10 protein-coding genes are annotated in these 14,620 nt (G+C 61.5%); 3 read left to right on the forward strand and 7 right to left on the reverse strand.

What is annotated here, in order from left to right; genetic code table 11:
• Positions 1 to 350 precede the first annotated feature (350 nt).
• A complete protein-coding gene (gene fdhF / locus C3L37_RS04850; RefSeq protein ID WP_228546108.1) occupies positions 351 to 2,441 on the reverse strand; it encodes a formate dehydrogenase subunit alpha in 2,091 nt (696 codons plus the stop codon).
• Positions 2,442 to 2,752: 311 nt separating this feature from the next.
• Here fdhF and C3L37_RS04855 point away from each other — a divergent pair, with 311 nt between their 5' ends.
• Complete coding sequence (locus C3L37_RS04855) at positions 2,753 to 3,325, forward strand: hypothetical protein (RefSeq protein WP_129113512.1); 573 nt, start codon at positions 2,753 to 2,755, stop codon at positions 3,323 to 3,325.
• A 995-nt stretch (positions 3,326 to 4,320) separates the two neighbouring features.
• Here C3L37_RS04855 and C3L37_RS04865 read toward each other — a convergent pair.
• Together C3L37_RS04865 and C3L37_RS04870 are read right to left on the reverse strand one after the other, a co-directional pair.
• Positions 4,321 to 6,264, reverse strand: coding sequence for an aldehyde ferredoxin oxidoreductase family protein (locus C3L37_RS04865; protein WP_129113514.1), 1,944 nt, complete (start codon positions 6,262 to 6,264; stop codon positions 4,321 to 4,323).
• A gap of 263 nt (positions 6,265 to 6,527) precedes the next feature.
• On the reverse strand, positions 6,528 to 8,762 hold the full coding sequence (locus C3L37_RS04870; protein WP_129113515.1) for an AAA family ATPase: 2,235 nt from the start codon (positions 8,760 to 8,762) through the stop codon (positions 6,528 to 6,530).
• 461 nt (positions 8,763 to 9,223) lie between these two features.
• Between C3L37_RS04870 and C3L37_RS04875 the strand changes: the two genes are divergently transcribed.
• Positions 9,224 to 9,916: a hypothetical protein gene (locus C3L37_RS04875; protein WP_228546109.1), complete on the forward strand. Its 693-nt coding sequence runs from the start codon at positions 9,224 to 9,226 to the stop codon at positions 9,914 to 9,916.
• A 20-nt stretch (positions 9,917 to 9,936) separates the two neighbouring features.
• Positions 9,937 to 11,655 carry a pyrroloquinoline quinone-dependent dehydrogenase gene (locus tag C3L37_RS04880; protein ID WP_129113516.1) on the forward strand — a complete coding sequence of 573 codons (1,719 nt, stop codon included), beginning with the start codon at positions 9,937 to 9,939 and terminating at the stop codon, positions 11,653 to 11,655.
• A 327-nt stretch (positions 11,656 to 11,982) separates the two neighbouring features.
• On the opposite strand, the gene fer is transcribed toward C3L37_RS04880, so the two are convergent.
• The 4 genes from fer to C3L37_RS04900 all read right to left on the reverse strand — a co-directional run bounded on the left by fer (position 11,983) and on the right by C3L37_RS04900 (position 14,593).
• On the reverse strand, positions 11,983 to 12,444 hold the full coding sequence (gene fer, locus C3L37_RS04885; protein ID WP_129113517.1) for a ferredoxin Fer: 462 nt from the start codon (positions 12,442 to 12,444) through the stop codon (positions 11,983 to 11,985).
• Between the two features lie 277 nt (positions 12,445 to 12,721).
• On the reverse strand, positions 12,722 to 13,075 hold the full coding sequence (locus tag C3L37_RS04890) for a hypothetical protein (protein ID WP_129113518.1): 354 nt from the start codon (positions 13,073 to 13,075) through the stop codon (positions 12,722 to 12,724).
• A 366-nt stretch (positions 13,076 to 13,441) separates the two neighbouring features.
• Positions 13,442 to 13,636, reverse strand: coding sequence for a XapX domain-containing protein (locus C3L37_RS04895; RefSeq protein WP_129113519.1), 195 nt, complete (start codon positions 13,634 to 13,636; stop codon positions 13,442 to 13,444).
• Between the two features lie 18 nt (positions 13,637 to 13,654).
• A complete protein-coding gene (locus C3L37_RS04900) occupies positions 13,655 to 14,593 on the reverse strand; it encodes a nucleoside hydrolase (RefSeq protein ID WP_129113520.1) in 939 nt (312 codons plus the stop codon).
• Between the last annotated feature and the right edge of the window lie 27 nt (positions 14,594 to 14,620).

Here is a 14,620-nt window from a genome sequence, read left to right on the forward strand (position 1 = left end):
ATCCCCCCATGGGATTGCGGCCAGCGGCCTTCGAGGTTTCAACTCCCCTTGGATGGCTGTGGCCCGGTCACTCAGGCCCTGTCTCCAGCCGAGTCACCGGCGCGCGTGTGTTCTCTGGCGCGACTCTCTCCGCTGGAGTAGCACGACAAAACACGCAGTACAGGCACTAAAACGCACCTCCGCAGGATATCCGGCTCGGCCACCGACGGCGGCTGGTCGGCCGGGCCTTCCGCTCAACCCGCGCGTATGCGCTCGAGACCTCTATCAGCTCTTCCGCGCCGCGTGCCTGCGTTCACTCGTTCACCCGCAAAGCGAACGCGTGGGGGGAATCGACCGGTGCGCGGCAATCATCAGTCGTCGCCCGGCGTTTCGGCCGGTGTGTCGGCCGGATCGATACCGACCTCAATCTCCGCGGCAGCCGCTTTGTATTCGGGGATCTTCGCGTCCGGGTCGAGAACGTCGTTCGTCAGCTGGTTCGCGGCCGCAGCCGCGAAGTGCGGCGTCGTCCAGATCGAACCTCGCTTGATATCCGGCGTCACGTTCGCCTTGACGACGATCTCGCCGCGACGCGAGCGGATCCTGACGTACTCCTCGTCCTCGATGCCGTACCTCTCGGCGTCCGCGGGGTGAACGTCAACGAAGTTCTCCGGCGTCCGGCGGTTGAGCGTCGGGGAACGGGTGCTCATCGTCCCGGTGTTGTAGTGCTCTTCGAGCCGCGCCGTCGTGAGCACGAGCGGGTAGTCCTCATCCGGGACCTCCGCAGGCGGCTGGTGACGCACGCCGCGGATCACACCGAGCCCGTCGTCGGTGTCGAACGACTCCTCGTAGAGGAAGAGGTCCCCCTGGTCGCCCTCCTCGTAGCACGGCCAGTGGATGCCCTCATGCCCGATCAGGTCGTACGTCATGCCTCGGTAGATCGGACAGACCTCTCGAAGCTCCTCGAACACCTCCTCGGGGCCATCAAAGTCGAATCCCTCTCCGAACAGGCGGGTGCCGAGTTCGCAGAGGATGTCGAGGTCGTGCCGAGTGTTGCCCGGGACCGTCGTCGCGGGGCGCATGAGCTGGACCCGTCGATCGGTGTTCGTCACCGTGCCGCCGCGCTCGGCCCAGGACGTCGCCGGCAGCACGACGTCCGCCAGCTCCGCCGTCTCCGACATGAAGATGTCCTGGACGGCGATGAAATCGAGCTCCTCGAACCGCTCTGCGACCCGATTCGCGTCGGGTTCGCTCATCACCGGGTTTTCGCCCATGATGAACAGCCCTCGAACGGTGTCGCCCGCGGCGTGGGAGATTTCGACGTTCGTCAGGCCCGGCTCCGGCGGTACTTCGAACCCCCACACCTCTTCGACGTCCGCCCGCTCTTCGCCGTCGACGTTAATGTACCCGGGCAGGACGTTCGGCATCGCGCCGACGTCGCAGGTCCCCTGGACGTTGTTCTGCCCGCGCAACGGGTTTACGCCCGTCCCGGGCCGACCGAGGTTGCCGGTGAGCAGCGCGAGATTGACCTCGTTTTGGACGTTGTCGACGCCGCAGCGGTGCTGGCTCATCCCCATCCCGGTAAAGATCGCGGCGTTTTCGGCCGTCGCGTAGATCTCGGCGGCCCGTCGAATGTCCTCCAGCGGAACGCCGCAGGTTTCGGCGGCCTCCTCCACGTCGAAGTCTTCGAGGGTCTCGACGAGGTGCTCGAATCCTCGCGTGCGTGCGTCGATGAATTCCTCGTCGTACCATCCGTTGTCCAGCACCTCCTTGATGACGACGTTCAACAGTGGGATGTCGGTACCCGGGTTCAGCTGGAGGTGCAGGTCGGCGTCGCGCGTAGTCTTGTTCGCGTGCGGATCGACCTGGATAACCGTTGTGTCGTCGAGAGCGGCCTGCTTGAAGTACTTGCTGTGAGCGATGGGGTGTTGCTCGCCGGGGTTCGCCCCCTGAATCCAGTAGACGTCCGCGGCCTCCCGGAGGTCCTGCATGCTGTTGGTCATTGCCCCGGCTCCGAGGCTCTTCCTGAGGGTGTAGACCGTCGAAGCGTGGCACATTCGCGTGCAGTTGTCGACGTTGTTCGTTCCGAATCGGCGGGCGAGCTTCTGTATGAGGTAGTTCTCCTCGTTCATCGCCTTCGAGCACCCGAAAAAGCCCATCGCGTCCGGGCCGTGCTCGTCTCGGATGCGTTCGAGTTCCGTGGTGATGCGCTCGAACGCCTCGTCCCACGTCGCCTCACGGAACGCGCCGTCCTCCCTGATCAACGGGTCCTTGAGTCGTTCGGGATGGTTGACGACCTCCGTCGACGCACCGCCCTTGATGCACAGCGCGCCCTCGTTCACCGGCGCGTCGAACCAGGGTTTCACCGCCACGTCGCCCTGGTCGTTTTCGGGTTGAAGCTGTAACCCGCACCCGACACCGCAATACGGACAAATGGTCTTGACCGGCTCGCTTCCGTCTGTCATGATGTATGGTACTCCACAACGGGGTTGCTCTGCGAGCAGCATCAATCTTCTCACCGTAGAGTGGGACTCAAAAACCGAGTACCGGACGGACGAGAGACGCGATCGGTCATCGACCGCAGTGTAACCGTCCCGTAAACTACCCCGACCTACTCGCTCGCCTTTCGGTTCGCTCCTTGAGGAAGGGGCATCCGCGCTGTACCGCCGGTGAATTTCCGAGCGTCGCGCCCGAATACTCCAGACGGCCCTCTCGGCGTCCAGGGCGAGTCATCGTTATCCAAGGTGATTTATCAGCTCGCGTCGTGAAATCGCCCATGACCCTCGCTTGCGCACTCATCGAGGAGCGGGCCCGCCAGTACGAGCGCGAGGAGCCACTGTTCGCCGTCGAACAAGACAACATCGAGACGTTTCCCGCTGCGTTCCTCGACGAGACGTACACATGGAAGGACGCCGAGTGGATCGTCCAGTGGTACTACCGGCGATTTCTCGGCGCGTTCCCGGATGGGGAGCGACGAGCGGGCGAGAAAGCCTACCGGCGAAACGAGTTCTCGACCGTCCAAAGCAGGATTCGTGCGGCAATCGAAACCGACGAGTCGACCGAGAAGATCCGTCAGCTCACGACGCTCGAAGGCGTCGACGTTCCCGTCGCCTCCGCGTTCCTGCTTTTCATTTTTCCGAAGCGGTACATCGTCGTCGGAGAACGGGAGTGGGAGGCGCTTCACGAAGCGAACGAGCTGACCGGCCGCTATCCCGGCCCCCCGTCTGCCAGCGAGTACGAGGTCTACCTCACGACGTGTCGCGAAGCGGCCGATCGATGTGCCGTCGATCTGTGGACGCTCTACCGTGCGCTGTGGCGACTAGCAGGCGAACATTCCCACGCCGAATGAAACGTCGCCCGAACGCCGTTGAACCGGCCTCCAGTCCCCACGGCGGTCCATGAGGGCGGAGGGCGTGGGCGGCTTTTTCGTGTCCGTACCTGTTCGGTCGAAAACACTATGCTACCTCCTAGCGTGGTTTCGTCCCATGGCCAAGCGAGACGAAGAAGACCTACAGCCCGCGGACGTCCGTATCCTCCGCGTTCTTCGCTTGCGACGCGCTGAGTACCCCTCTCTGATCGCGAGTCAGACTGGGCTTCACTTCTCACTCGTCGACCGACACTGCAAGCGGCTTACTCGGCGAGGATACGTCGAACCGGTGAGTGGAGAGGTGCTCTATCGGATCACTTCCCGTGGAGAGCAGTGCCTTGAACGGCTGTAGGCGCGCAGCCTGAGAAACGCGACTGGACGTCGGAGTACGCTTGGACATTCCTCAGCGGAACGGTCAGCTACCCACGACTGAAGTCGTGGGCTTCCTGCTTGAACTACTGTGACATGTCGGGGGACGCGGTCAGACCGCGACGTTCCGGTCGAGCCATAACCAAATCATTATTCTGTCGTTGTCTGCTGGTTCTACTTTCTTGATGAGTGTTTAGACATCAACCTATAATTGATAACGATCTGTTATTGACAAAATTCCATAACAATACTATATCTGTAATCACACGACGAAGAGATCATAACGATTCATAATGAGCAATAGTATCACACGACGCACATACCTCCCAAGGTGTGACATCCTCCAATGACTGAAGTCGTGGATTTTCTCGCCTAAATCCTATAACCCATCCTATTCTCCGAACCTTCTACGCTTTCGTGACTTCTCACTTCGTTTTGTACGATCTGAGTCGGGTCTCTCCTAGCGGAAGGAACGCTAACGGCTACACCCGAATGAGAACGCACCCTTCGCACTTGTAGGAAAATTGGCGGTGCAGCGACCGCCCGTTCGGCCACTCTCCGTCACGTACCGGGCGTTCAGCCGTCTTCACCCTCGCGGCGGTCGCCGCTCAGTCGTCCGCCGGTGCGGGGCTGTCGCCGCTCGCGCTGACGCCCGTGCCGGGTCCGATGTCGATCTCGAGCTCCTCGAGCTTCTCGTCGGGGACGACGCCGTCGACCCACCCGCGGTGTGCGTAGTACTCCTCTTTCATCTCCTCGAGTTCGCACAGTTCGCCTTCGGATGCGCCCTGCCCCGGGATCGCCTCGTCGCCCTCGACGAACCGGCCGGGGAGCGAGTCGTCGGTACCGTCGAAGCCCGCGAGGTTGTTGTAGTAGCGTTCGAGGTTGTAGACGCGCTCGCCCGCTTTCATCAGTTCGTCCTCGCTCACGTCGAAGCCCGTCATCCCGTTGTACTGCAGGACGTACTCCTCGATGCCCTCGGCGAACGCGTTGAACTTGCAGATGTCGAACGAGTCCGAGATCGCGTGCAGGTCCTGGAACGTCGCGGTCAGCTCGCCCTTGCCCTCCCACTCGTAGGGGTCGACCTTCTCGGGGATACCGAGGATCTCCGCCGCCGGCGTGTACCCCCGCAGGTGGCACGCCCCCCGGTTCGACGTCGCGTACGCGATCCCCATCCCCTTCATGCACCGCGGGTCGTATGCGGCGATGGCCTGCCCCTTGACCGAGAGTTTAGAGTCGTGGGCGTCGAGTTCGTCCGCGACGTGCTCTTGACCGCCCGCCAGCAGGTCGCCGAGCTCGTCGTCACGGCGCGCGATGCGCCCGAGCAGATCGATCATCTCGTCGGCGTCGCCCCAGTCGATGCCGTCGCCGAGCTCGTCGAGCGACCCGTTTTCGGTGAGCTCCATCGCCATCGCCATGATGTTGCCCGCTTCGATGGTGTCGATCCCGTAGTCGTTGCACCGGTCGATCATGACCGCGATCTTGTCGCGGTCGTCGTTGGCCGAGTTGGTACCCAGCGCCCACGCCGACTCGTACTCGAACGACTCCATCTTGACGTTCATCTCCTCACCCTTGTGCATCGTCTGCACCTCGACCTCCTTCTTGCACGCGACCGGACAGGAGTGACACGTCGGCTCGCCGACGAGGATGTTCTCGCGGACGTTCTCGCCGCTGATGCGTTCGGCGTCGAGGTCCTTCGGCCGATCGGTTTCGCCGTCGTTGTAGGAGATCGCGGAGGTGTACTTGCCGTTTTTAGTGGGATGACCGTCCATCTCCTCGGTGATGTTCATGAGGACGTTCGTGCCGTACACCGAGAGCCCACCCTCGTTGGGCGCGGTGACGTCGGATTCGCGGATGAGATGCATCGCCTGCTGGTAGCCCGTCTGGAACGTCTCGGGCTCTTTGGGCTTGGGCATCCGCGTCCCGGACTTGACGACGACCGCCTTGAGGTTCTTCGAGCCCATCACGCAGCCGGTTCCCCCGCGTCCGGACGCGCGGTCGTCCTCGTTCATGATGCACGCGTAGCGCACCTGATTTTCGCCGCCCTGGCCGATCGCCATCACGCTGAGGTTCTTGCCGACCGAGCCGTCGACCTCCTCGCCGAGGTGCTCGATCGTGTCGTGGACGCCCGCTCCCCACAGGTGGGAGGCGTCGCGGAGTTCGACTTCGCCGTCCTCGACGAGGGCGTACACCGGCTTTTCCGCTTTGCCGGTGAAGAGGAGGCCGTCGAAGCCGGCCCACTTGAGCCGCGCGCCGCTCCACCCGCCGTGGTGCGAATCGGTGACGGTCCCCGTGAGGGGTGACTTGGTGCAGACGGCGATGCGGCCGCTCATCACCGTCTGGGTGCCGGTGAGCGGGCCGTTCATGAACGCCAAGAGGTTGTCGGGGCCCATCGGGTCGACGTCGGGTCCCTGCTCGAAGACGTACTTGACGCCGAGGCCGCGCGCGCCGATGTACTTTTTCGCGTCGTCATCGTCGATGCCCTCGTAGCGGACGTCGCCCTCGGAGAGGTCGACCCGCGCCACGTGATCCTGAAAGCCGCCGAGGTCTGTCATGGTAACGTCTGCTTCTTACATACGCGATCCACCATGTTAATCATTATCGCAAGTTAGAAACCAATATCGGTTACGTCCGTTCGGGCGAGGCGCGCTGTCCAGCGGTCGGTCGCCTCGACCGATTCGGTCGACGCTCAGGGCTACTTAACGGGACGCGATTCGAGTACGGGCGCGCCCTCGGCACTGAGACCGAGGATACCTCCTCTCGCATTGACATCTCTCGCGCCTGAAGACGCGGATATGCGCTCGAAACTTCTATCAATTCACGCGCTTGGGCTGTCTCCAGTGCTGTTCCACTCGACGAGCGGTTTCTCGTGGTGTCCTTCGCGTCCACCATCAGTCGCGCTCGGGGTCGCTTCCTGCAGCGCTCGTTCGAAGTGCTCCCGCGTAAGGACGATCTCGTCGGCGTCCATGTCGTCGGATCGGACGTATCCGCGGACCGCCGACGCCGCTGCTTCTCGACAAACCGCTTCGATGTCGGCCCCCACGTATCCGTTGGTGCGTGACGCAAGGTCGTCGACATCGACGTCGGTCAACGGTTTGTCCCTCGTGTGAACCGCGAAGATCTCCCGACGGGCGGGTTCGTCCGGGACGGTAACGTCGATGTGGTGGTCGAACCGCCCGGACCGGACGAGCGCGTCGTCGAGGAGGTCGGGGCGATTGGTGGTTGCGATGACGACGACACCCTCGAGGTCTTCGAGCCCGTCGAGTTCGGTGAGCAGTTGGGAGACGACGCGCTCGCCCACACCCGAGTCGCTCAGCCGCTGGCCGCGCTCGCCGGCGATGGCGTCAATCTCGTCGAAGAAGACGACGGTTGGCGCGTTCTCACGCGCTTTCGCGAAGATCTCGCGAACGCCCTTCTCGGACTCGCCGACGTACTTGTTGAGCAGCTCGGGCCCCTTGATGGAGATGAAATTGCTCGTCGACTCGTTCGCGACCGCCTTCGCCAACAGCGTCTTTCCTGTCCCAGGGGGACCGTATAGTAGAATCCCCTTTGCCGGCGTTAGGGACACTCGTTCGTACGCGTCCGGGTACGCGAGCGGCCACTGGACTGTCTCCTGGAGTCGTTGTTTCGTCTCCGAGAGGCCGCCGACGTCGTCCCACGAGACGTCCGGCACCTCGACGAATACTTCCCGTAGCCCCGACGGTTTGATGTACTGGAGAGCGTCCTCAACGTCGGTCCGGGTGACTGCGAGAGGACCGAAGACGGTAGGATCCGGACAGTCAACCTCGGGCTTGTGGGTCCGATCCACACGACGGAGTGCGCGCATCGCGCTCTCCTTTATGAGGCTTTCGAGGTCGGCTCCGACGAATCCATGGGTACGCTCGGCGACCGTGGTGAGATCGACATCATCGGTCAGCGGAACATGACGCGTGTGGATACGAAGGATTTCTTCACGATCCGCCTGGTTTGGCACGCCGATCTCGATCTCGCGGTCGAACCGTCCAGGACGACGAAGCGCCGGGTCGAGTGCCTCAACACGGTCGGTCGCTCCGATCACGAGACAGCGGTCACGTCCGCTGAGGTCGTCCAGTGACGCGATTAACTGAGTAACAACTTCGGTGACTGCATTCCGTCGGTCGTCGTGACTCCCGGAGACCGCGTCGAGGTCGTCAATAAAGATGATCGACGGGGGGTTCTCCATCGCCTCCTCGAAGGTCACACGGAGCCGATCCGCCGCCTCGCTGCGCCGTCCCGAGGCGAGGTTCGCTGCCGAAAGCGGCTGGAGGTGGGTGTCGAGTTCAGTGGCGACGGCCGTCGCTAGCAGGGTTTTTCCCACTCCCGAAGGACCGTGCAAGAGGATGCCGGTAGGCGATTCGACACCGAGCGAACGGAGCAGCCATGGACGTCGAATCGACAGTTCGACGAGCTCTCGAATCTGTGCGAGTTCGGCGTCGAGCCCACCGACGTCACGATACGTCACCGACATTCGCATCGGCCGTCCGGTCAGACCGGGGACTGTCTCGTTCTCGCCCGAAGCGACCGAGACGTACGTCCGCTTCGAAATGACGACCGGACCAGACGGCTCCGTGTCGACGACGTGAACTAGAAGCCGATGCACGGCGTCAGCCGGATACGAACTCGACTTCGATCCCGACGTCGGCTCTTGGGGAACAGCCAGCGTTTGTCCGGCAACGACGCCGCGACCGACGAGCTCGCCACGGAGGGAAGCGCCGACTGCCTCTGAAACGTCGAGATCGGGCAACGAGATTGTGATGTGGTTCGCTGGGTCGACGCCGATACGCTCGACGTTGACGGTATTACCCACGTCGACGGAGAGGGTCCGCCGAAACGGTCGGCCGATGCGAACGGCAGTTTCGCCGAGCGTCTCGGACGGAACCGTCCGAGCGCTTGCGACCGCGATGCGCCCGTCCGGTCCTGCGAGACGCACAAAATCGCCGTCAACCGCGCCCAGCGCGTCCATCACTGTAGCACTCATCGCGGCAAGGCCATCCCCTAACTGCCCCTTCGCCGCCGGCCTGACCGTGAGATCCATCGTTTTATATCCTCCCCTGAGTCGGCGGTTTACAAGTATCCAAGGGTAGTCCGCGAAAGTCGTTCGCTAGATCCGCCGGCCCGGACGAGCGTCGTCCCGTGGTCAGTGGCGACGCCCGTTTTCGAAAGCGGTTTCGAGCACTCAGCGTTTGAATGGTAACGAATACTCGCAGGGTCGGTAACGATTGTTCGTGTAGTTAACGTTATGCCGCACAAGGCCAATGGTTCGCTCGGCACATGCCACAAATTGGCACACCGACCGTCACGTCCGACGATCGACGCGAGCTAGCGTCAGCGTTCGGGATCCAGAATCCCCCCGGAAGTAGGGATTTAACATTCGAAGAAATTCAGGAATCGGTCCAGACGGGGACGGATCCAGGGTTTGCCTCGAAGAGTGCAGCGATTCGAAACGATCTAATCGACGAACTCGACTTGGATCTCATCGACGAGACACTGGCCAGGATGGAAGCTCGAATCGAACGGCTCCCGGCGGTTCGAGAGACCGGCATCCCGGCCGGAGAGAATGAGCCCGAACGACTGTACCGTAAGCTCCTCCCGCCCGCCTGGGAAATCTATCACCACCTCAGTGCGGTGGGATTCTTTGCTAACGCCGAGGAGAACCTCCCGGCGTTCACCCCGGAGACGATCGAACGAACGGCTCACCAGTTCATTTGCGCGGAGACGCTGATGACCGCGTTGAGTAACTATGGATTCACCGACCGTCAGCAGACCGCGTTAGTGATGGACGTCGTCACCAATAACACGCGTTTGTCGCGGTGGGTTCCGACGAAGGACATCCCGGAGGGCGTCGAGTTCGATGTCGAGTACGTCCCGCCGATCCATCAACGGGCGATGGGTGGCGCACTGCTCTGGATAAACGCACTTGACAGACACCTCTGGCAAAAGGAGATTCTCATCACCGATCGCATACTCGACGACGCGTTCTGGCATGCTAAGTCGATGCTCGCCGGACTATACGTGATGACACGCGCTGTTCGGGCGATCGCGGCGAGCGACGACGACGAGCTCACCGATGCCCAAACGACCGCCGCGCTCACCGCTGGTGCCGCGATCTTGATCGTTAATCAAGAGGAGCTGATGAAAAGCACGTTCTGGATAACCGAGGACAAGCGCGCTCCCAGTAGGGTGCGGTAAACAAACAGGTACATTCGACAATGGCAATCGAAGACGACGAGGCAATCAAGGCGGCTAGCGACACAATCGTTGAAGAGACCGAGCTGGGATACCAGGTTTTCAACGCCCCGGACGAACCAGTCCTACACCAAACCGATACGGACCGCATTCCCCGGTTCGACGTCACACAGGAGATGCTCGACGAGTCCGCGGCCGATCCCGAAAGCTGGCTGATGTTCAGCAAGAACTACGAAGCCCATCGGTTCACCCCCTGCGATGTTGTCACGAAGGAGAACGTCGCGGACCTCGAACTCGAGTACGACATGGAGGTCGGGGCGAACTCTAGCATGGAGGGGAGTCCGGTCGTTGTACCGGGCGATCCGCCGGTCATGTATCAGACGAATGGTCCGAGCCACGTGAAAGCGATCGACGCTCGGGAGGGCGAGGTGCTCTGGAGTTATACCTACCCCGCCCCCGACGACGCGGTGCTCTGCTGTGACGACAACAACCGCGGCGTCGCCGTGTGGAAGGACAAAATCTACATGACGTCCCTCGACTCCGGTGTTCAGGCGCTCAACCGGTACACGGGCGAAGAGGAATGGTACGCGAGCACCGCGGATCACAAAGAAGGATACTCCGCAACGTGGGCACCCATCATCTGGAAAGGGATGCTGTTCACCGGCAGTGCGGGCGGCGAGTTCGGCGTTCGGGGATTCCACTGCGCCTACAACGCCGAAACCGGCGAGGAACTCTGGAGACTCAACACCTGTCCGGAGGAGGAGTACGTCGGCGACAGCATCAAGCAGTCCGGCGGGACGAACTGGATGACCGCAACGCTCGACCCGGAACGAGAACTTCTCTACTTCAACGTCGGCAATCCGAGTCCCGACTTCAACGGAACCGTCCGTCCCGGACCGAACCGGAACACGTGCTCGACGCTTTGCGTCGACCCGAAGACCGGCGAGGTTCAGTGGGCGCACCAGGAGTCCGCCCACGACATCTGGGACTACGACTCGGCCCACCAGCGGATGATCATCCGCGACCTGGAAATCGACCACCTCGACACGACCACGGACGTCGTCTACAACGGGGGGAAGACCTCCTGGACGTACACGATGGATCCGGATACCGGGAAACTCCTTGTCCGCGGTCAGCCGATGACGCAGCAAATTAACATGATGACGATGGTCCCACACGTCGACGAGGAGCGAGACTACGTGATGCTCCCCGGACTGCTCGGCGGACACGATTGGCAGCCCCCGACGTACTGTCCGACGACCGGTCTCTGCTATCACAAAACGCTTAATACGCCTCACGAAATCTACTGGCGGAACGAGGAATACCGGCCCGGGGAGAAATTCTGGGGTGGGATCGTCGACGTGGAACCGGACGAAGAGATCATCCCGGACGAGTACAACGGCCACATCAGTGCTATCGTGGCTGTGGACCCGGCAACGGGGAAAGTGAAGTGGCGCGACTGGATCGACAGTGATCGATACCTCTGGGGCGGCACGATGTCGACGGCGACTGGCCTCGTCTTTGCAGGAACGCAGAACGGCAATATGGTCGCGTATGACGGTGAGACGGGCGAGCGTCTCTGGGAATTCGACGTTAGTGACAAGGCGGTCAGCGGTGACCCGGTCAGCTGGTATGATCCCCAAACCGAGAAGCAGTACATCGCTATTCAGGTCGGCGGAAGCGGCTTCGTTGGACGGGGACCGCGCGGCGACCGGCTCGTCGTGTTTTCGCTCGAAAAATAACGCCTCCGAAATCCTTCGCCGAGACGGCACCGATTTCGGGCCCTTGTCGACGTCCGATCGTTCGTTCGCCGTTGAGAAGAGATTGACTACGCTTGAAAACTCGTATAATCGCTCGATACGGGCCCCAGTGGCTCGGGATGAGGGCCCATCCGTCGTGCGTTCGATTGTCCGATTCGCGGCCGAATGGTAAACGTCACAGTCGCCGCGCTTTGGGGGACCGCGCTCTTCGACTCCGCCCTACTCGCTCGGCTTCGCCCCGTTCGTCAAAGCGAGGGCTTAGCACCCCCACTACCACCGCTAAAATGTCGCGGCGGGGAGGGACGCGACTCAACCCCGGTTCCGGGCGATATCTCGCACATAGTCCGTCTGAATCGCACCGCAGACGATTTTCACCTCGTCACTCTCGGGAAAACAGGTGCACGTCAATCGTAGGTTCATCTCGTCGATTTCCTCGTCCTCGAGAAAGAGGTTCATCTCCATTTCGGCGTCGCCGTCTACCACGACGCCGGTGCACATCGCGCATGTACCTGAGCGGCACTGGAACGGCCACTTTAGATCGTTCTCCTCTGCCGATCTGAGGAGCGACTCGTTCCGCTCGGCTTCGATGACGCCGTAGTCAGCGTGATCGAGTTTGGCCTTCGCCGCTTTCTCGAATAGATCGTCGTCTTCGATATCCCAGTCATTCGCGACGATCGCTCGATAGTGGAGATACGTTACCTTCGATGGCGATCGATCTTCGGCATCCGTTGATTCTGAACTCGGTTTCACCGCCGGAAGATCGAAATCCATGCCCGTAGGCACGGTGCAGGGACACTTATATATAATGGAAAATAATGTTATGCGCGCTGCATGAGCGTACGACTGGGTTCGAAGCGGGAGGAGATCCGTCTGCGTCTAATCGCAATCGTCGGCTAAGGGGATACGTTGACGACGAACGCACCGCGTCCGCCGCGGAGTGGCTCGGTAACAGCAATTGACCACGCGCGGTCGCGCAGAGCGTAGCTAGATACGAGGAGTTCGAACGTAAAGGCTGACGCGACTATCCGGCGAAAACACTTCTTCAAACTCAGGACGTGTCGGTGTCTTCTTGCACCTCGAGGATCTCGACCTGCGGAATGAATCTCTCGCCGCCACCCGTCCGGATCTGTGTCGTCCGACCGGGGAGATCGGGATCATCGTCGTCGGCCAATTCCTCGGGGACCGAAATCGCGACGACCTCGTCGAGGGTGATGGTCCGACGCTGGATCGGATCTCCGTCGCGTTCGACGGTCTCCCACGTTTCGACCGCGAGGTCGCTCATATCCTCGCCGAAGTACTCCTCCGAATCCTTATCGACCGAGTCTTCCGTCTGGGATTCGCCGGCCGTTCGATTTCCGTCTTCGACCTCTTCGTGTTTGTACTGATACAAGTATACGAGCATCGTCGTGATTACGCCGGCTACCGACTAAAATATTCGCCATGGACATTTCTGTAAGATCAATTAGCAGATATATCTCACTAATGCGAACGCTGTGCAGCGAGAATTATCATCCTCCATCCCACGTGATATCAACGTCTGCGAGCCACTAGTGATCATGCCCGGACCGACGACACCGTCCTCCGTCCGCCGTTTTTCGAAGCGTCAATTTCACAGAATTATTTGGATTCTCGGAGAACATCGACGGCGCTATGTGCCGACGATCACTCGGAAGACGCTCGCCCGAGGACGGCGACGGCGATCGACTCGTAGAGTGGTTCGTGATCGACTCGCAGTCGGGCATTTCGAAGTTGGAGAGCGAGATACTCGTCAGATTCCGAGGGCGTCGAGAAGATCGAATCCCGTCCCGAACCATTCCATGATTTGGAACCCGACGTAGATGCCGACGATGCCCATCACGCCGGCCAACTCGGGCGGTGCCGGAACCGGAATATGGAGGAACTTGAATAGGGCGCCAGTGAAGACACCGGTGCAGAACGCTATTACAACAATTTTTGTATCCATCGTGTCTGTGTAAGGCGTCTACTCGGCGTACGTCTCAAGGGCGCTGACCACGGTCTCCTCGTACGCGTCGCCGTCGACGCCGAGCGCGACGCGACAGTTCGGCTCCTTGCCGTACACGCCGTGTTCGTCGAAGACGGTCGCCCCGTTGGACGGACCGCCCGTCGTGTCGATTTCGACGTACGCCTCTTCGAACCTCAGAGAGTCGGCGACGACGTCGGTCAACACGACCGCGTCGCTCGCGAGCCCCCCGTCGTGGCCGAACTTCGTCCGCACCTCCTCGACGCTGAACTCGAGAATCCTCCCCATGGTCGCGAGGGGTTCCGGTCGTTCCGTAAACCGGCGAATCTCCGCGGTGGGAACGTAGACGTGTTCGGTGACGTCCAGTCCGACGAGTTTCGGGGCAGCGTCCTGAACGACGCGTGCCGCGGCCGGGGCGTCGACGTACATGTTGAACGACGCCTGCGGGGTGACGTTACCCGTCGTCTTCAGTGCGCCCCCCATCACGTAAATGTCGCCGACGAGGTCGGGGAGCGACGGTTCGGTCGCGACGGCGAGCGCGAGGTTCGTCTGCGGACCCACCGCGGCGATCGTGAGCTCCTCCCCATGTTCGCGCGCCTGATCGACGATGAAGTCGACCGCACTCCGCTCGATCGGCTCTGTCGTCGGTTCGGGAAGGCGCTCCATCACAGACTCCGGCAGACCGTCGGGGCCGTGTATCTCCTCGGCCGTCACCAGAGGGTCCGAAAACGGCCTGGCGGCCCCCTTCGCGACCGGAACGTCCGTTCGGTCGACGAACTCCAAAAGCGAGAGCGCGTTGCGCGTCGTGTTCTCGACGGTCGTGTTGCCCATCACGGTGGTCACGCCGACCACGTCGACGGCGTCGCTCGCGAGGGCGACGAAGAGCGCTATCGCGTCGTCACAGCCGGGATCGACATCTAATAGTAATTTCTTGGTCATTGGTAACGGGTGTATCTAGTTCGAGTA

This window comes from Halegenticoccus tardaugens (assembly GCF_004116405.1).
Taxonomy (GTDB): domain Archaea; phylum Halobacteriota; class Halobacteria; order Halobacteriales; family Haloferacaceae; genus Halegenticoccus; species Halegenticoccus tardaugens.